We start from the raw sequence: 17,440 nt of genomic DNA, 5'->3' as shown, positions 1-17,440 counted from the left end.
GATTCTGGGACGGGCCGATTCAGACCTCACGGCGCTGGCCTTCCGTCGACAGATCGGACAGCGCTGCCAACGCCTGTGTCTGCCCTGCGGGCTCTCTGAGCTCGCCCCGTGCGGCGACAGTGATCGACACGGCCTCCTGCTGACGGGCTCCGCGCGCGCTGACGCAGTCCTGGTGCAGGCGCAGGGTGACGAGCACCCCGCGTGCGTCGATGCCGGCCATCAGCGCATCGGCGATCTGAGCGGTGAGCGTCTCCTGCACCTGCGGCCGCGAGGCCAGCAGATCGACCAGATGCGGCAGCGTGCTGAGCCCGACGAGGCGCTCGTTCGGCAGATACGCGATCGAAGCCGTGCCGTACATCGGCAGCAGGTGATGCGCGCACAGCGAGCGAACGGTGATGCCCGTCATCGCGACCAGATCATGTGACTGCGCGACGATGGTCTTCTCGAAGAGCACGGCGGGGTCTGCCGACACACCGGCGAACAGTTCGGTGGCTGCCTTGGCGACGCGCGCTGGCGTGTCGCGCAGCACGTCGTCGTCAGGGTCCAGCCCGACGGCGCTGAGAAAGCTGCGCACCGCCTGCTGCGCGGCGACCTGGTCGACCATCACTTGCCTTCGGGCGACTGCCCTTCGCCGGGCTGGTCTGCGGCCGGCTGGTCATCGCTCTGAGCGCTCAGCTCGGTGTCGGCCTGCACCTTCTGCGGCACAGCGACCGGCGGCAGGGTCGACACCGGGCGATCGGTGTTCGACAGCCACTGCGGGCGCTCCGGCAGCTTCTGCACATCGGCGAAGATCTCGGCGATCTCTTTCTCGTTCAGCGTCTCGCGCTCCAGCAGCTCGGTGGCGAGGCGGTCGAGCACGGCACGGTTCTGCGTCAGTGCCTTCCAGGCTTCGGTGTTGGCCGCATCGAGCAGCTGACGAACCTCGAGATCGATCTGTTCGGCGACGCCGTCTGAGTACTCCCGACCGCCGCCCATGCCTCGGCCCATGAAGACCTCGCCATCGGGCTCGCCGAGTTTCACGGTGCCGAGCCTCGAGCTCATGCCGTACTCGGTGACCATCTTGCGAGCCGTGTCAGTCGCCTTGTCGATGTCGTTCGAGGCACCGCTGGTCGGATCGTGGAACACGATCTCTTCGGCCACGCGGCCGCCCATGGCGTACGAGAGCTGATCGAGCAGCTCGTTGCGTGTGACCGAGTACTTGTCGTCCATGGGCAGCACCATGGTGTATCCCAGCGCGCGACCGCGCGGCAGGATCGTCACCTTGGTGACCGGGTCGGTGTGGTTCAGCGAGGCAGCGACCAGGGCGTGACCGCCCTCGTGGTAGGCGGTCACCAGACGCTCGTGGTCGCGCATCACGCGTGACCGCTTCTGCGGGCCGGCGATCACACGATCGATGGCCTCGTCCAGGGCGCGGTCGTCGATGATCTGCGCATTCGAGCGTGCTGTGAGCAGGGCGGCCTCGTTGAGCACGTTGGCAAGATCGGCACCGGTGAAGCCCGGGGTGCGCTTGGCGACCAGCCCGAGATCGACGTTGTCGGCCAGCGGCTTGTTCAGCGCGTGCACTTCGAGGATCTTCTTGCGTCCGGCGAGGTCGGGAGCCTCGACAGAGACCTGGCGATCGAAGCGACCGGGGCGCAGCAGCGCGGGGTCGAGGATGTCCGGGCGGTTCGTCGCCGCGATCAGGATGACGTTCTGGTTGGGATCGAAGCCGTCCATCTCGACCAGCAGCTGGTTCAGCGTCTGTTCGCGCTCGTCGTGGCCTCCGCCCATGCCGGCGCCGCGATGGCGGCCGACGGCGTCGATCTCGTCGATGAAGATGATCGCCGGAGCGTTCTCTTTGGCCTGCTCGAACAGGTCGCGCACACGCGAGGCGCCCACGCCGACGAACATCTCGACGAAGTCAGAACCCGAGATCGAGAAGAACGGCACGCCGGCCTCTCCTGCCACGGCCCGAGCGAGCAGGGTCTTACCGGTTCCGGGAGGGCCGTAGAGCAGCACGCCCTTGGGGATGCGCGCGCCGACCCGACGGAACTTCTCGGGCTCACGCAGAAAGTCTTTGATCTCTTCGAGCTCGGCGAGGGCCTCGTCGACGCCGGCGACGTCTTTGAACGTGACCTGCGGGTGGTCCTTGGTGACCATCTTCGCCTTCGATTTGCCGAAGTTCATCACACCGCCGCCGGCGCCGCCCTGCATACGCGAGAGCAGGAACCAGAACACCACGCCGATCAGCAGGAACGGGATCAGTGTGATCAGCATGTTCGTGAAGATGTTCGGCTGCGTCACGGTGTCGTCGTAGCCGTCGCTCAGGTTCGCGTCGTTGACGGCCTTGACGACATCGCTGCCACGGGCCTGGGCGTAGTAGAACTGCACCTTCTTGCCGTGATCCTCGAAGTCATCGTTGAGGGTCATGTCGACGCGCTGCTCGGCGTCTTTGATCTCGACCTGACTGGCTTTGTTCTCTTGCAGCAGCGTGAGCCCCTGCGAGGTGGTGATCTTCTGATAGCCGCCGAACATGCTGGCGATGTTCATGCCGATCAGCACGATGATGAGAGCCGCCACAATCCAGAAGATCGGGCCCTTGGTCAACCGTTTCAAAGCGTTCATAGATTGCGGGCAGCCCCCGAATCCTTCCGTACGTTGGTGCGATAGAGCCTAATAGTACTTGAGGTGTTCTGCGGCGTTCTGCGTGTTCGCTGTGAGCACTCGCCCCGGTCGGCGTCTGAGCACCCCGGCGTTCGAGCCGCCCGCGCACGGCAGACGCAGAATCAGCTGTACACCTCGGGCTTGAGGATGCCCACGCCTTTGACGTTGCGGTAGCGCTCGTCGTAGTCGAGGCCGTAGCCGACGACGAAGTCGACCGGGATGTCGAAGCCCACGTACTTCACGTCGATGTCGACTGCGAGCGCCTCGGGCTTGCGCAGCAGCGCGCAGATCTCGATCGACTCGGTGCCGCGCGAGCGCAGATTCTTCTGCAGCCACGAGAGCGTGAGCCCCGAGTCGATGACGTCTTCGACGATGAGCACGTGTTTGCCGTGCAGGTCGGTGTCCAGATCTTTGAGAATGCGCACCACGCCCGACGACTTCGTGCCCGAACCGTATGACGAGACGGCCATCCAGTCCATCGTCACCGGCAGCTTCAGCTCGCGGGAGAGATCGGCCATGATCATCACCGCGCCCTTGAGCACGCCGACGAGCAGCACGTCCTTGCCCTGGTAGTCCTTTTCGATCTCGCGCGCCATCTCGGCAACCCGCGTGCTGATCTGCTCCGGGGTGAGCAGAACCTCTTTCAGATCGTTCTGGATGTCAGCAAGCTCCATGTGTGTTCGACTCCTCAGGGGTGTGATCGGAAAACGGGTCGGAACCCGTTCACCACTCTAGTGCGCACGAGCGCACGCCCGCACTTCGCCCTCGGCCCTCCACACACGGCCGCCAGGCACGTCGAGCGGCCCCTGACCGTGCCACTCGGTCGCCAGGCGCAGCGTCTCAAGCACATGTCGACGTGCGGGAGCGCGCCCGGTGGCTCGTTCCAGCATCCCTTTGACGACCCGAGTCGCGAGGCCGGCCGGCAGGCCGCGCAGCATCTCGACCGGCAGCGCGCCCGGCTCGCACGCGTTCAGCCGGTCGACCGCCAGCGCATCGAGCACGACTGCGTCTTCGGCGAGCAGGTCGGCCGTGCGAGCGAGCGCCGCGACGATACCGGGACCGAGCTCGCGTTCGAGCACGGGCAGCACCCGGTCACGCACCCGCACCCGAGCGAACGAGGCGTCGTGGTTCTGCGGATCGTCCCATGAGTCGATGCCCTGCGCCCGACACGAGGCACGTGTGGTCTCGCGACGCAGGCCGAGCAGCGGACGCCCCAGTCTTCCCGCCAGCGGGCGCATGCCCCGCAGCGAGGCGGCGCCCGAACCGCGGGCGAGCCCGAGCAGCACCGTCTCGGCCTGATCGTCCATGGTGTGCGCCAGCAGGATCAGATCGCTCTGCGTGGCAACCCGCTCGCCTTCGAGCGCCGCATACCGCGCCCGACGGGCTGCGGCCTCGGGCCCGCCGGCGTCGCCGACCTCGACTCGCCTCACATGGGCGAAGGATGCTCCGAGGGCCAGCATCTCGGCCTGCGTTCGTCTCGCCACGGCTGCGCTGCCCTGCTGCAGCCCATGGTCGACGGTCAGCGTTCCCCAGGCGATGTCCAGTCGCGGCGCCACGTGTGCGACGGCCGCCGCCAGCGCCAGTGAGTCGGCCCCGCCGCTCACTCCGACCAGTACGCGCCCGATGCCGGCCGGCGCCGATGGGACGGGCTGCTGCAGCATCCGCCGCACATCGTGTCGGATCGCGGCGGTGGCCGCGTCAAGCGACGGGCGACGCTCCATGGGGCGCTGTTCAGGCATGTGCACTAATCTAGTGCGGGGGTCGGAGCGACGCCGAGCGACTGCTGAGTCACGGTGTCGCACGCAGCATCGGCCGCCGCTCGACATCCGCAAGACACGGGCGCTCGCCCCGACGCCGACAGCCGGCGCACCAGGGCACGCCGCACAAGGAGACAACCCATGGCAATCTACGACGCAATCATCGAGATCCCCGCTGGTTCACGCAACAAGTACGAGGTCGACCACGAGACCGGCCGCGTCTTTCTCGACCGCGTGCTCTTCACCAACTTCGTCTACCCCACCGACTACGGCTTCTTCGAGAACACGCTCGGCCAAGACGGCGATCCGGTCGACGTGCTGGTGCTCACCGAGATCCCGGTGTTCCCCGGGGTCGGCGTCAAGGTTCGTCCGGTCGGCATGCTGAACATGAAAGACGAGGCGGGCATCGACACCAAGGTCATCGCCGTGCCGAAGGATCCGCGTTTCGACCACATCCAGGACATCGACGATGTGCCCCAGGAGCTCAAGGATCGCATCGAGCACTTCTTCGCTCACTACAAAGACCTCGAGAAGGGCAAAGAGGTCACGCTGGGCGGCTGGGAGGGCGTCGAGGCCGCCGAGCGCGAGGTCCAGGAGGGCTTCGATCGACTGAAGGCAGAAGAGGCGAAGTAGCCTCCTGCATCGCAAAGCCCAGGGCCCGACCGCCGTGCGAACTCACACGTGCGAGGTTGGGCCCTGAGTCGTCTCTGCCGCTCGGCGGTGCGGCGAATGCATCACAGCGCGGATGCGTCAGCTGACGCTCAGTGAGACGCCAGCCAGATTGCCGGGTCGACGGTGTTTCCCCCGCCAACGCCGTATGGCGAACCGTAGCCAATCGAGCCGATGTGAATCTCGAAGTGCAGGTGCGGGCCGGTCGACGCACCGGTGCTGCCGGTCAGCCCGATCTGCTGCCCCTTGCCGACCGACTGGCCGACCGAGACCGTCGCTCGGGACAGGTGCTGATAGCGGCCGTAGATCGTCTGCCCGCCGATCACGTAGCGCACGTCGATGTAGTTGCCTCGTGCACTGTCGTAGGTCACCGCTGTGACCGTGCCATTGGCGATGGCCAGCGCAGGAGTGCCGGTCGGAACCGAGTAGTCGGTGCCGTAATGGAACCTTCGGACTCCGGCGATCGGGTGCACGCGGAACCCATAGCCGCTCGAGGCACGAAGGTACGGGATCGGGTAGCCGACTCCGCTGCCCGGGCGGACTGCAGGAGCAGGTGCGCCGCCGCCCCCACCACCTGAGGCCGGCCGGCTGGGCTGGGAGGGCGCGTATGACCCGTCATCGTCGTTGCCGCCGGAGCGCTTCGCCGCCGCTGCGGCCTGAGCAGCCGCGGCCGCCTTCGCCCGAGCCTCGGCCTCGGCCTGCATGCCTGCAGCGCGCTGCTGCTGCAGCTCAGCGGTCTCGCCCTGCAGCGACGAGAGCTGAGCCGCGAGATTGGCGGCGTGGTCTTTCTGCTCCTGCAGCGACGCATCGACCTGCTGCTGAGCCTGCTGAGCCTGCTGAGCCTTTGTCGCGGCGTCGTCGGCGAGCGCCTGCAGCTGCGTCAGCGCAGCGTCTGCCTGCTGTTTGAGCGAATCCGCAGTCTTGGCGTCGGCGATCGCACCGCGGTAGGTCTCGTCGCTGCTCTCTCCGAATCGCCCCATCACTCCGAGCTGATACAGCACTTCGTCGGCACCGTCGCCGGAGAGGTAGATGTTCATACTCGCGTTGCTGCCGCCGCTGCGGTACAGCTGCGCGATGCTCGCCCCGGCAGCGCGTTTCGACTCGTCGGCGCGTGCCTGAGCATTGAGCTGCTGCACTCGGAGCGTGTCATACGTCGTCTGCTGGTCTGCCACCTGCTGCAGCGCGGAGTCTGCCGCGGCCTGAGCGGAGTCGACGGCGGCCTGAGCGGAGTCGAGCTGGCCGTTGAGATCGGAGATGAGCCCCTGAACGCGAGTGATCTCGCTCTGCTTCGCCTGCTCGCTGTTCTTGGCGTTGTTGATGTCATCCCACGACGGATAGTTCGCAGCCTGACTCGGAGCCACCGGGGCAACCAGACTCTGTCCCCCGACCAGAGCCACGGAAAGTGCCGTGCCGATGACGACTCGACGCAGTGCGCGCATCATGCTCCCTTCACGTAGACCTTCGCCAGACTACACGGCACACCTGTGCACGTCTCGCAGGCCACTACGATTCGTTCGCACAATCTCTGCGGTTCTAGACTGGTTACTCAGGAACCTATTGAGGAGCAGCATGCCGACCACTGGATCGAAACGGGCCGCGCGAGTCATCTCCTGGCTTCGCGAGCAGGTCACAAGCGGAGCGTGGCCGATCGGCACCAAGATCCCCACTGAACCAGAGCTCACCGAACAGTTGGGTGTCGGGCGCAGCACCGTCCGCGAGGCGGTACGCGCGCTGGCCAGCCTGGGCATTCTCGAGACTGCTCCCGGTCGAGGCACCTTCGTCCGATCGAGCAGCCCTGTGAGCGCCGTACTCACCGACTACTTGGGAGAGAAAGAGATCTCGGACGTGCTCGGCATCCGCCGCACTCTCGAGATCGAGGCTGCCCGAAAGGCTGCTCTCGACCTGAGCGACGAGCACATCGACGCCCTGCGCCACGCTCTCGAGGAGGAGCGCGAACATGTTCAAAGCGGTCACACCGAGGCGCTCGACCCACCGGGGCCGTTTCATGTGGCGCTGGTGCAGGCCAGCGGCAACCCGCTGCTGACCGAGCTCTATCAGGGGCTCGCACATGCGGTGAAGCTCGGCATCCGCGACGGCAAAGTCAAGTCATCGCCTGCAGACGAGAAGCTGCGCGATCACGAGCGCATCTTCGAAGCCGTGGTGAAGCACGATCTCGTCGAGGCGGTCCACGCGGCCAACGATCACGGTGATCGAGATCTCGTCGTGGTTCCCGGCGACAGCGAGAAGAGCGACGGCGGCCGCTCTGCCGCCGCACCCGCCGAGCCCCCCGCTGTGTATCGGCGCATCGACACCCGCCGAGGCGGCTCGCTCTCGCCGGTGCGCATCTTCCGCGCCCCGGACGACGCCCGCTGATATCGCGACACACCCCGCGGATGGATCCGTTTTGCACTCGGCGTCGGAATTCCGTAATGTATGACGTCGGTACTGCGGGTTCGGAAACATCAGAAACGCCAGAACAAGCGGCCCCATCGTCTAGTGGCCTAGGACACTGCCCTTTCACGGCGGTAACACGGGTTCGAATCCCGTTGGGGTCACAAAGCGGTGCCGGCAGCATGATATAGTTCCACAGGCAGTATCGGCAGTACACTGCATGGCCCTGTAGCGCAGTTGGTTAGCGCGCCGCCCTGTCACGGCGGAGGTCGCGGGTTCAAGTCCCGTCAGGGTCGCTTCGGCGACAGGAGCCCTTCCTTTTGGAAGGGCTCTTTCACCGATCGGGCCGTGTGAGCGCGCCCCGGCTCTGTAGCTCAGTTGGTAGAGCGCACGACTGAAAATCGTGAGGTCACGGGATCGACGCCCGTCGGAGCCACCACATTCCTCCTGCTCCTATATTCTCCTTTTCACAGTCTGACCGTGCGATCCTTTTCCGGGCTGCCCAGAATTCGTTGTAGCAGCAAGTTATGCTGCTACAATCGGCACATGACCGAACCTCGCTGGCTTTCCCCGATCGAGCTCAACGCATGGATGCGTTTCGAGGCCGTCGTCGAGCTCATGCCCGGGGCACTCGACTCACAGCTGCAACGCGACGCGCAGCTCACGCACTTCGACTACCTGGTGCTCGCCAAGCTCTCTGAACGCGACGATCGCGCCATGCGCATGACGCAGCTCGCGGCCTCGACGAACTCCACGCTGCCCCGGCTCTCGCATGTGGTCTCGCGGCTGGAGCGTCGCGGCTTCGTCGAGCGCTCTTCGTGCGACACCGATCGCCGTGTCACGATCGCCCGCCTGACCGACGCGGGTTGGGACAAAGTCGTCGCCTCGGCCCCCGGTCATGTCGAGAACGTGCGCGCGACCGTCTTCGACCAGCTCGCACCAGAACAGGTCGTGCAGCTCGATCAGATCTGCTCTCGTCTGCTCGCCAAGCTCGACCCGGACAACCGGCTCGAAGTGCAGCGCTGAACTGGACATGAAAAAGCCCCGCACGGAGTGCGGGGCCAGGTCAGGTGCGCTCAGAGCGCCGACTGACGAATCTCAGATGGTGCGAATGTTCTCTGCCTGCAGCCCCTTGGGGCCCTGCACGACATCGAACTCGACCTTCTGGTTCTCGTCGAGTGAGCGGAAGCCCTCAGACTGAATGTTCTTGTAGTGAGCGAACACGTCTGCGCTGCCGTCGTCAGGCGAGATGAATCCGTAGCCCTTTTCAGCGTTGAACCACTTCACGGTACCGGTTGCCATATCACTGCTCTTTCTTGCTGTTGCGCCGAGACTCTCACGACGACTTGTGCGGTGTTGCTTTGCACTCCGACAGAACAGTTGGGCCGGCGATGAGCAGCCCGACCTGCGGTACGGCGATCAAACAAAAACCTCGTGACCAAGTGTAGACGGATTCGCCGTCGACGCGCGGAGTCCGGTGACCGGCTGACTCAGAGCTGCCGGTCGGGCACATCGAAGATCTGCAGGCACTTCTGCGGCCCCTGCTGCATGCCAGCAGTGAACCAGCGCTGGCGCATCTCAGACGATCCATGCGTCCAGGAGTCCGGATCGGCATGGCCTTGTGCCTGCTCCTGGATGTGATCGTCTCCGACGGATGCTGCGGCGTTGAGCGCATCGGCCACCTGAGCCGAGGTGGGTGGCTCCAGATACGCCTGCCCGTTCTCGTCTCGAGTCGTGGAGGCCGCTCCGACCCAGCTTCCGGCGAAGCAGTCGGCCTGCAGCTCAGTGCGCACCGACCCTCCGGTTCTGCCGACGTCTTGTGTGCGCTGCGAGGTCAGCAGGCCGCCCAGCTGCTGGATGTGGTGGCCCCACTCATGCGCCACGATGTAGAGCTGAGAGAGCGATCCCCCGCTGGCGCCGTACTGCGAGCGCAGCACCTGGAAGAACGACGTGTCGATGTAGATCGTCTCGTCAGCCGGGCAGTAGAACGGCCCCGTCGACGACGTGGCGCTGCCGCATCCCGTCGACGTCGCACCTGAGAAGAGCTGCATGTCAGGATCGTGATACGTGCCGCGCATGTCCAACTGCGGGTACTCGTCTTTCCAGTACGCCGAGATGGAGCTCGCCGCACCGACCATGCGACAGTCGTCGCGCGCGTTGGCGTCGGCGCCGGTCAGACAGTCGTCGATCGGCGCCGAACTGCCGTCAGTCGTGCGAATCTGGCCGCCGTACTGGCCGGTGGCCGATTCGAGCGTGCCCGGGTCGATGCCGGTCAGCTGTGAGATCACGAACACCAGCAGCAGAACCACCAGCCCGCCACCGCCGGCGATGGCGGTGCCCCGAGCGCCCGACGATCGGCGCACGTGAGACGGGTCGAGCTTGGCGTTGGGGTTGAAAGTCATGTCACCAGTCTAGGCAGGCGCACTCTCGGTCGAGGGCTCCGCCGACAGCCGTCGTGACCGCGCCCGGTCACGACGATCGCGGTGGCCTTCGACCGCCCAGTAGAGCACAGGCAGCACGATGAGCGTCAGCAGCGTCGACGACACCAGGCCGCCGATCACCACGAGCGCCAGCGGCTGCGAGATGAATCCGGCATGCCCTGTGATTCCGAGGGCCATCGGCACAAGTGCGAACACCGTGGCCGCAGCGGTCATCAGAATCGGCCGCAGACGCCGAGAGGCTCCCTCGACGATCGCTTCGAGCGTGCCCACGCCCTTGGCCCTGAACTGATTGACCAGGTCGATGAGCACAATCGCGTTGGTGACCACGATGCCGACAAGCATCAGCAGCCCGACCAGAGACGCCGCCCCCAGCGGCGTGCCGCTGATCAGCAGCGCGGCAAGCGCCCCTGTCGCAGCGAACGGGATCGAGACCAGCAGCAGCAGCGGCTGCCGCAGCGATTTGAAGGTCGCCACCATGATCACGTAGACGATGAGCACAGCGGCGAGCAGAGCGAGGCCCAGACTGCCGAACGCCGACGCCTGATCGCTGAGCACCCCGCCGATCGATGCTGTGACACCCGCAGGCAGCTGGGTGTCGTCCAGCAGCTTCGTCACGCCTGCAGAGACGGTGTTGAGCGACTCACCTGCCGGGGTGATCGTCACCGTCGCCGAACGGCTGCCCCGTACCGAGCTGATCGACTGCGGTACCTGCTGCGTCTGCACGTCGGCGAGCGCGTCGAGGCGAACCGTGCCGGTGGGCGTCGTCACCGGCAGCGCCCGCAGTTCGTCTGCGGTCTTGGGCTGCTCGTCGCTGCGCACCACCACCGAGACGTCTTTCGAGTCGATCGTCACCTTCGCAACCTGCTGGGGGTTCATCGCCGGGGCGAGGGTCTGGACGATCTGAGATTCGGTCATGCCATGCTCCGCCGCACGCTGCCGGTCGACGGCGACATGCAGCGTGTCAATCGTCGAGCTCAGGCTACTCGTGACCTCGGCCACGTCGTCGATTTCGCGTGCTCCCGAGACCAGCTGATTCGCAGCGTCCTCAAGGCGCTGGTCGTCAGGCGCCTCGACGTCGATCGCGATGTCGTTCGAGACTCCGGCGCCACCCGACGTCGACAGCGAGAGATCGTCGGCGTCAGGCTGGGCGTTCAGCGCGTCACGCAGCTTCTGCTGCACCTTGGCGGCATCGGCTCCGTCGGCGAACGCCACTTGGAACAGTGTGCTCTGCCCCGCACCGCCGCCGGCGAACGAGGCCATGCTGATGCCGCCGGAGCTGCCGACAGTGGTCGAGACGGTCTGCACGCCGTCGACGTCGCGCAGCGCCTGCTCGACCGGCAGCGCACGCTGCGTCGCACTCTCGAGGCTCGTGCCCGGCCTGAGCGCCTGTGAGATGCTCGCCGTGTTCTGCCCCGAGTCACCGATGAAGTTGGTCTGCATGAGCGGCGTCAGCGCCAGCGTGACGCCCAAGACGACGACCGCACCGACCAGCGTGAGCGCGGGATGCCGCAGCGTGCCGCGCAGCACCGGCTCGTACCAGCGTTGGAGGCGGGTGCGTGGCTCGTCTGCGAGCGCGTCGATGGCTCCGAGCGTACGCTGACGACGCCGCGACTCCCCACGCTGCAACGCGTCGCTTTCACTCTCGCTCATCGAGGCATCCGACGTTTTGGGCCCCCTGAGCAGCCAGTAGGCCAGCACCGGCACGATGGTCAGCGACACCAGCAGCGAGGCGATCAGCGCGATGACCACGGTGAACGCGAACGGTTTGAAGAGTTCGCCGACCAGACCGGTGACGAACCCGACCGGAAGGAACACGGCCGCGGTGGTGAGCGTCGATGCGGTGATCGCGCCGGCCACCTCGCGCACACCGTGCAGGATCACGGCCGACTTGCGCTCGCCCCGTTCGAGGGCGAGATGACGGTTGATGTTCTCGATCACCACGATCGAGTCATCGACGACTCGACCGATCGCGATCGTCAGCGCGCCGAGCGTCAGCACGTTCAGCGAGTATCCGGCCGCTTCGATGCCGATGAACGTCACGAGCAGCGAGGTCGGAATCGAGATCGCGGTGACCAGCGTCGACCGCACCGAAAGCAGGAAGAGCAGGATGACCACGATCGCGAAGGCCAGCCCCAGCAGCCCCTCGGTCGTGAGCGACTCGATCGACTGCTCGATCGACGGCGCCTGGTCGTACATCACCGAGAGGGTGATGTCGTCGCCGACCTTCGCCTGCAGCTCGTCCACCTGAGCGTTGATCTGCTTCGACACCTCGACGGTGTTGCCGGTCGGGCGCTTCGTCACCTGAATGGTCACGGCCGGCTGACCGTCGACTCGGCTGATGCCGGTGACCGGCGCCTCGGTCAGCGTGACCTGGGCGACGTCTCCCAGCCGCACGGGCGCGATCGCGGCGGGCTGCGCCGCAGCACCGGCGGCAGCGGCACCTTGGCTCGCACCAGCGCTGGCAGACTGACCAGCAGCACCGGCGGCAGACTGGCTCGCACCACCGGCGGCAGGCAGCAGCGGCAGCGCCGCCAGGTCGTCTGTCGAGGTGAACGAGTCGCCGACGCGCACTGAGAGATCTCGGTCTCCTTCGGTGACGCTGCCGGCACCGCCGACGGTGCCGTTGGCAGCGAGCGCCTGCGAGATCGAAGCTGCGGTCAGCCCGTGCTGGGCCAGCTTGGTCTGGTCGGGCACCACCCGAACCTCGAGACTGCCCCCGCCGACCACCGTGGCCGAGGCGACGCCGTCAACGTGTTCGAGGTCGTTGGTCACTGTGGAACGCAGCCGCTCGGCGATGTCGACCGGTGCGACCTGTGACGAGGCGGCCGAGAGCATGATCACCGGCAGATCGTCTGTCGAACCGGTCGCGATGATCGGATCGAGGTCTTTCGGCAGCTGGCTCGAGATGCGGTTGACCGCCTGCTGCACCTTCTGCTCGGCACCGACGCGATCGGTGCCGAAGGCGAACTTGGCCGTCACCATCGAAACTCCGGTGCTCGACGTCGACGACGTCGACTCGATGCCTTCGACGCTCTGCACCGCGGCTTCGATCGGTGCGCTGATCTGCGCATCGACCACATCTGGGGCGTCGCCCGGGCTCGACGACTGCACGACCACCATGGGCAGCTCGATGCTCGGCATGAGCTCCTGTCGAGCGCCGGTCATCGAGAACACGCCGAAGAAGGCGACCACGATGGTGATCAGCGCGATCAGCGCTCGGTTACGCATGCTGAGAGCAGTCAGTCGTGACATGTTTCCTTACCTGACGGGTTCCGGGAGTCGGGCCGCTTCGTGCATTGTTTCACACCTGTTTGAGAGGTTCGGCCAGGCCGCATCGGCCACACCCGTGATAGACTTGCGGCCAGCATGTGCGCAATCCACGTGACAGTGGTCGTACGCGCCGTCTTAACGAATCATGACAGTGACAGGAGGTCTCGTTCATGGGACGCGGCCGCCAGAAGGCGAAACACACCAAAGTCGCCCGGGAACTCAAATACAACGTTCCTGCAACTGACTACGAGGCTCTCGAGCGAGAGCTGCGCAGCCGTGCTCATCACGACGAGGGCTCCAGCGAAGACTGGAGCGAGTACCACTACCCCGCCGACGACGAGCGCGACGAAGACGAACGCTGAGTTCCGAGCGCTGAGCAGAGCACTGCGCTCGCTCCCGCACACTCCTGTTCTCTCACACTCACACTGAGCATCGAACGCAGCCAGAACACGGCGCGGTGCGGTCACCGAGCCGCGATGCTGCGTCGACAGCACGCGGCTCGCCCCGGACTCAGCTGGCGAAGTCTCCGACGAGACGAACACCGCCCGCATGCACACCCTTCGCACCGACGGTGAATCCGTCAGCCGCCAGATCGCGCTGGGCATCGCTGACCACACCGGCCTGCCAGGTCGGGATGCCCTGCTGAACGAAGGCCTGCTGCACGGCTTCGGCGCGATCGGCCTCGACCAAAGCCACCATGCCGATGCCCAGGTTCCAGGTGTCTTCGACCTCGCCCAGTGCGAAGCCTCCCAAATCGGCGAGCACGCGAAAGACCTGCGGAGGCTGCCAGGTCGAGCGATCGAGTTCGAGCCACAGACCAGCGGGCAGCACCCGGGCGATGTTCGCCGCGATGCCACCGCCGGTGATGTGGCTGAGCATGTGCACCGCACCCTTGGTCGTTGCGCTCTCGAGCACGCTCACCACCGGTCCGGCGTAGAGACGCGTGGGCTCCAGCAGCTCTTCGCCCACTGAGCGTGAGAAGTCTGCGATCGACGAGGTGTAGTCAAGCTCTGCATCGGCGAGCACGCGGCGGACGAGCGAGTAGCCGTTCGAGTGCAGGCCGCTCGAGGCCAGAGCGAGCACGACATCCCCCGAACGCACACGCGAGGGGTCGAGGCGCAGCTCGAAGTCGACCGCCCCCACGGCGGCGCCCGCGAGGTCGTACTCGTCGGGCCCCAGCAGATCGGGATGCTCCGCGACCTCCCCGCCGACCAGCGACGTGCCCGTCTCGGCACAGGCGCGTGCGATCGAGCCGACGATCTCGGCGATGCGCTCGGGGATCACCCGCCCGGTCGCGACGTAGTCGGTCATGAACAGCGGCTTCGCCCCGACGACGACGATGTCGTCGACCACCATGCCGACGAGATCCTGACCGATGGTGTCGTGTTTGTCGATCGCCTGGGCGATCGCGACCTTGGTGCCGACGCCGTCAGTCGACGTGGCCAGAACGGGATGGTCGAACTCTTTCAGCGCCGACACGTCGAACATGCCGGCGAAGCCGCCGACCCCGCCGATCACCTGAGGGCCGTGGGTCGCCTGAACCGCCGCCTTCATCAGTTCGACGGCGCGATCGCCGGCCTCGGTGTCGACTCCGGACTGCGCGTAGAGGCTCACAGGTTCTCCTTGGTGCTCTCGATGATGGGATCGCTGGTCGGTGCTGGATGGTGTCGGTGCGGGATGCTGCGGGGCTCGATCGAGTCAGCGTTTCGGGGTCGAGAGCGCTCCGTGCGTAATGCCGCTCTGCCCGCTCACCAGCCGGTCGAGCTCGGAGTCGGGGCCGGGATTGCAGGCTGCCGGGGCCTTCGCTCCTGCCTGCTCGAGCAGGTCTTTGCCCAGCTCGTCGTCGCTCGGCAGCTCGATCGGGTACTGCCCGGTGAAGCATGCGGTGCACAGCTCGCTCTCGGGCTGCTGCGAGGCCTCGATCATGCCGTCTTTGCTCAGGTAGCCCAGCGAGTCGGCGCCGATCATGCTGCGGATCTCTTCGACCGAGGCGCCCGACGCGATCAGCTCGGCACGCGAGGCGAAGTCGATGCCGTAGAAGCACGGCCAGGTGATCGGCGGAGACGAGATGCGCACGTGCACTTCGGCGGCACCGGCCTCGCGAAGCATCGCCACCAGCGCACGCTGGGTGTTGCCTCGCACGATCGAGTCGTCGATCACGACCAGACGCTTGCCTCGGATCACCTCGCGCAGAGGATTCAGCTTCAGACGGATGCCGCGCTGACGGATCGTCTGAGACGGCTGGATGAACGTGCGCCCGACATAGGCGTTCTTGACGAGACCCTGCCCATAGGGAATGCCCGACTGCTGCGAGTAGCCGATCGCCGCCGGCGTTCCCGAATCGGGAGTGGGAATCACGAGGTCGGCTTCGACAGGGTACTCACGCGCCAGCGCTTTGCCCATGTCGATGCGCGATGCGTTGACCGAGCGGCCGTGGATCGTGGTGTCGGGACGCGCCAGGTAGACGTATTCGAAGACGCATCCGGCTCGTTTCGTCTGCGCGAAGCGCTGACTGCGGATGCCGCTCTCGTTGATCGCGAGCAGCTCGCCCGGCTCGACCTCGCGCACGAACGAGGCGCCGACGATGTCGAGCGCGGCGGTCTCGCTGGCCACCACCCACCCGTGGTCGAGTCGGCCGAGCACCAGCGGGCGCACGCCCTGCGGGTCTCGTGCGGCGTAGAGCGTGTGCTCGTCCATGAAGGCGAGGCAGAACGCCCCGCGCACCTTCGGCAGAATCTGCATCGCGGTGGCTTCAAGCGTGTGGTCGGCGTCGCCGCTGAGCAGCGCGGTGAGCACTGCGGTGTCGGTGGTGTTCCCATGCGAGAGCTCGCCGAAGGTCTGATCGGGATGCAGGTCGTGCAGCAGCCGAAGCAGCTCGGCGGTGTTCGTCAGGTTGCCGTTGTGGCCCAGTGCGATCGTGCCGTTGGCGGTCTTGCCGAGCGTCGGCTGAGCGTTCGCCCACGTCGAGCGGCCGGTCGTCGAGTATCGGTTGTGCCCGACCGCGATGTGCCCGGTGAGAGTGTTGAGCGATGACTCATCGAACACCTGCGAGACCAGACCCATGTCTTTGTAGACCATGATCTGCTCGCCGTCGGAGGTCGCAATGCCCGCCGACTCGGTGCCGCGGTGCTGCAGGGCGAAGAGACCGAAGTACGTGAGCTTGGCCACCTCTTCGTCAGGCGCCCAGACTCCGAAGACGCCGCATTCGTCCTGCGGACCCTTCTCGTTCGGCAGAAGGTCGTGGTTGAGCATGCCGTCACCGCGAGCCACGGTCACTCCTTGTCTTCTCCACCCGAGGTGGAGTTCGTGCGGTCTTCAGACGAGGCGTCGGCTCCCCCGTCAGACGCCTCAGCGTCAATTGTCGCACCGGCACCCCGGGCGAGGCCACCCCCAGCGGAAGATTCGGAGACGGGCCCGGCCACGGCATCCGCCGCAGCCTCTTCGCCGTCACTCGTGAACTTCTCGTGCACGGCGCTGGCCACACGGGCCCGGCGTGCCATCACACGGTCGAGCACGAGGGCGATCACGAGCATGACCAAGGCGCAGACCACGGCGAGCGTCAGTCCCAGCAGCAGGAAGGCCTGCATCGGGCTGATCTGTCGCGTCGGGTCGTCGGCGTCTGCCGGGTCACGGGGCTGTGCCATCGCGATCAGCGACACGACTGCAGAGATCACCAGGCCGATGACCGCTCCGAACATCGCGAACGTCAGATATTTGGGTGCCTGGCGCACCTGCACCTGCACCTCTTGGGTCTCTCGCCTCACCCAGACACCCTATCTCACTTGTGCGGCTGCCCTCTGCGCACCCGATGCAGCCCGGGAATCGGCAGCATGCCGTCGAGATGCGCCCGGGCGCCGGAGGCGTCGACCAGGCCGGACGACAACGCCTCGGCCCAGAGCAGCCGGCCGCTCGCGAGCGCCAGCCAGGTCGCCGCATCGGTCTCGATGACGTTCGGAGGCGTGCCTCTGGTGTGCCGCGGCCCCTCAATGCACTGCACCGCGCCGTACGGCGGCACCCGCACCTCGACCGAATGGCCCGGGTGGTCGTCGGCGAGTGTCTGCAGCGTGAACCGCACGGCCGTCGCGATCGTCGCACGGGGAGCCGCGATCGTGCCCCGCTCGAGAGTGCCCTCGCCTGCGGGCTCGACCGGCGCATCCGCATCGACCTCGCCCGCGCTCAGACCGGCCAGCGCCGCATCGAACGCGCTGATGCCGTCGCGTTCTTCGATTCTCTTCATCGCCACGGGGCGATTCTACGGGTCGGCTTCGG

At 66.3% G+C, this 17,440-nt stretch carries 16 protein-coding genes and 3 tRNA genes; 7 read left to right on the top strand and 12 right to left on the bottom strand.

Annotation, left to right across the window (positions count from 1 at the left end; translation table 11 throughout):
* Window positions 1–19: 19 nt before the first annotated feature.
* The 4 genes from folE to tilS form a co-directional block, all read right to left on the bottom strand.
* The gene (folE, locus tag F8O07_RS03165; RefSeq protein ID WP_158030700.1) at window positions 20–604 is read right to left on the bottom strand and encodes a GTP cyclohydrolase I; all 585 of its coding nucleotides are present in this window, start codon (window positions 602–604) and stop codon (window positions 20–22) included.
* Window positions 604–2,604, bottom strand: coding sequence for an ATP-dependent zinc metalloprotease FtsH (ftsH, locus tag F8O07_RS03160; protein WP_158030699.1), 2,001 nt, complete (start codon window positions 2,602–2,604; stop codon window positions 604–606). The genes folE and ftsH overlap by 1 nt, the downstream gene beginning before the upstream one ends.
* Before the next feature lie 161 nt (window positions 2,605–2,765).
* Window positions 2,766–3,317, bottom strand: a complete 552-nt coding sequence (gene hpt, locus F8O07_RS03155; RefSeq protein ID WP_158030698.1) for a hypoxanthine phosphoribosyltransferase — start codon at window positions 3,315–3,317, stop codon at window positions 2,766–2,768.
* Window positions 3,318–3,374: 57 nt separating this feature from the next.
* The gene (gene tilS / locus F8O07_RS03150) at window positions 3,375–4,382 is read right to left on the bottom strand and encodes a tRNA lysidine(34) synthetase TilS (protein ID WP_225733146.1); all 1,008 of its coding nucleotides are present in this window, start codon (window positions 4,380–4,382) and stop codon (window positions 3,375–3,377) included.
* Window positions 4,383–4,541: 159 nt separating this feature from the next.
* On the opposite strand from tilS, the gene ppa reads away from it, so the two are divergent.
* Window positions 4,542–5,033 carry an inorganic diphosphatase gene (gene ppa / locus F8O07_RS03145; RefSeq protein WP_158030697.1) on the top strand — a complete coding sequence of 164 codons (492 nt, stop codon included), beginning with the start codon at window positions 4,542–4,544 and terminating at the stop codon, window positions 5,031–5,033.
* A gap of 128 nt (window positions 5,034–5,161) precedes the next feature.
* Here the strand turns inward: ppa and F8O07_RS03140 are convergent, their stop codons facing one another.
* Window positions 5,162–6,511, bottom strand: a complete 1,350-nt coding sequence (locus F8O07_RS03140; protein WP_158030696.1) for a M23 family metallopeptidase — start codon at window positions 6,509–6,511, stop codon at window positions 5,162–5,164.
* 127 nt (window positions 6,512–6,638) lie between these two features.
* On the opposite strand from F8O07_RS03140, the gene F8O07_RS03135 reads away from it, so the two are divergent.
* The 5 genes from F8O07_RS03135 to F8O07_RS03115 all read left to right on the top strand — a co-directional run bounded on the left by F8O07_RS03135 (window position 6,639) and on the right by F8O07_RS03115 (window position 8,486).
* Window positions 6,639–7,442: a FadR/GntR family transcriptional regulator gene (locus F8O07_RS03135; RefSeq protein WP_192496613.1), complete on the top strand. Its 804-nt coding sequence runs from the start codon at window positions 6,639–6,641 to the stop codon at window positions 7,440–7,442.
* Window positions 7,443–7,551: 109 nt separating this feature from the next.
* Window positions 7,552–7,624 (top strand) — tRNA-Glu (locus tag F8O07_RS03130).
* Window positions 7,625–7,682: 58 nt separating this feature from the next.
* Window positions 7,683–7,756, top strand: a tRNA-Asp gene (locus F8O07_RS03125).
* Window positions 7,757–7,823: 67 nt separating this feature from the next.
* Window positions 7,824–7,899: transfer RNA gene (locus F8O07_RS03120), tRNA-Phe, on the top strand.
* A gap of 107 nt (window positions 7,900–8,006) precedes the next feature.
* Entirely contained in the window at window positions 8,007–8,486 is a 480-nt protein-coding gene (locus tag F8O07_RS03115) for a MarR family winged helix-turn-helix transcriptional regulator (protein ID WP_158030694.1), read from the top strand.
* 72 nt (window positions 8,487–8,558) lie between these two features.
* Here the strand turns inward: F8O07_RS03115 and F8O07_RS03110 are convergent, their stop codons facing one another.
* From F8O07_RS03110 to F8O07_RS03100, 3 genes are all read right to left on the bottom strand, one after another.
* On the bottom strand, window positions 8,559–8,762 hold the full coding sequence (locus F8O07_RS03110) for a cold-shock protein (RefSeq protein WP_158030693.1): 204 nt from the start codon (window positions 8,760–8,762) through the stop codon (window positions 8,559–8,561).
* A 188-nt stretch (window positions 8,763–8,950) separates the two neighbouring features.
* Window positions 8,951–9,862, bottom strand: a complete 912-nt coding sequence (locus F8O07_RS03105; protein WP_158030692.1) for a neutral zinc metallopeptidase — start codon at window positions 9,860–9,862, stop codon at window positions 8,951–8,953.
* 9 nt (window positions 9,863–9,871) lie between these two features.
* Complete coding sequence (locus tag F8O07_RS03100) at window positions 9,872–13,153, bottom strand: efflux RND transporter permease subunit (RefSeq protein WP_158030691.1); 3,282 nt, start codon at window positions 13,151–13,153, stop codon at window positions 9,872–9,874.
* 188 nt (window positions 13,154–13,341) lie between these two features.
* Between F8O07_RS03100 and F8O07_RS03095 the strand changes: the two genes are divergently transcribed.
* The gene (locus tag F8O07_RS03095; RefSeq protein ID WP_158030690.1) at window positions 13,342–13,533 is read left to right on the top strand and encodes a DUF3073 domain-containing protein; all 192 of its coding nucleotides are present in this window, start codon (window positions 13,342–13,344) and stop codon (window positions 13,531–13,533) included.
* 148 nt (window positions 13,534–13,681) lie between these two features.
* Here F8O07_RS03095 and purM read toward each other — a convergent pair whose 3' ends face one another.
* The 4 genes from purM to F8O07_RS03075 all read right to left on the bottom strand — a co-directional run bounded on the left by purM (window position 13,682) and on the right by F8O07_RS03075 (window position 17,408).
* Window positions 13,682–14,785, bottom strand: a complete 1,104-nt coding sequence (gene purM / locus F8O07_RS03090) for a phosphoribosylformylglycinamidine cyclo-ligase (protein ID WP_158030689.1) — start codon at window positions 14,783–14,785, stop codon at window positions 13,682–13,684.
* 84 nt (window positions 14,786–14,869) lie between these two features.
* Window positions 14,870–16,441: an amidophosphoribosyltransferase gene (gene purF, locus F8O07_RS03085; RefSeq protein ID WP_158030688.1), complete on the bottom strand. Its 1,572-nt coding sequence runs from the start codon at window positions 16,439–16,441 to the stop codon at window positions 14,870–14,872.
* A gap of 2 nt (window positions 16,442–16,443) precedes the next feature.
* A complete protein-coding gene (locus F8O07_RS03080) occupies window positions 16,444–16,935 on the bottom strand; it encodes an ABC transporter permease (protein WP_158030687.1) in 492 nt (163 codons plus the stop codon).
* Between the two features lie 14 nt (window positions 16,936–16,949).
* Window positions 16,950–17,408 (bottom strand): sterol carrier family protein, encoded by a 459-nt coding sequence (locus tag F8O07_RS03075; RefSeq protein ID WP_192496730.1) that lies wholly within the window; start codon window positions 17,406–17,408, stop codon window positions 16,950–16,952.
* Window positions 17,409–17,440: the final 32 nt, after the last annotated feature.

This window comes from Pseudoclavibacter sp. CFCC 13796 (assembly GCF_008831185.1).
In the GTDB taxonomy this organism is placed as follows: domain Bacteria; phylum Actinomycetota; class Actinomycetes; order Actinomycetales; family Microbacteriaceae; genus Pseudoclavibacter_A.
The sequence above is the reverse complement of the archived record's forward strand: the minus strand, read 5'-3'. Positions and strand labels throughout refer to the sequence as shown.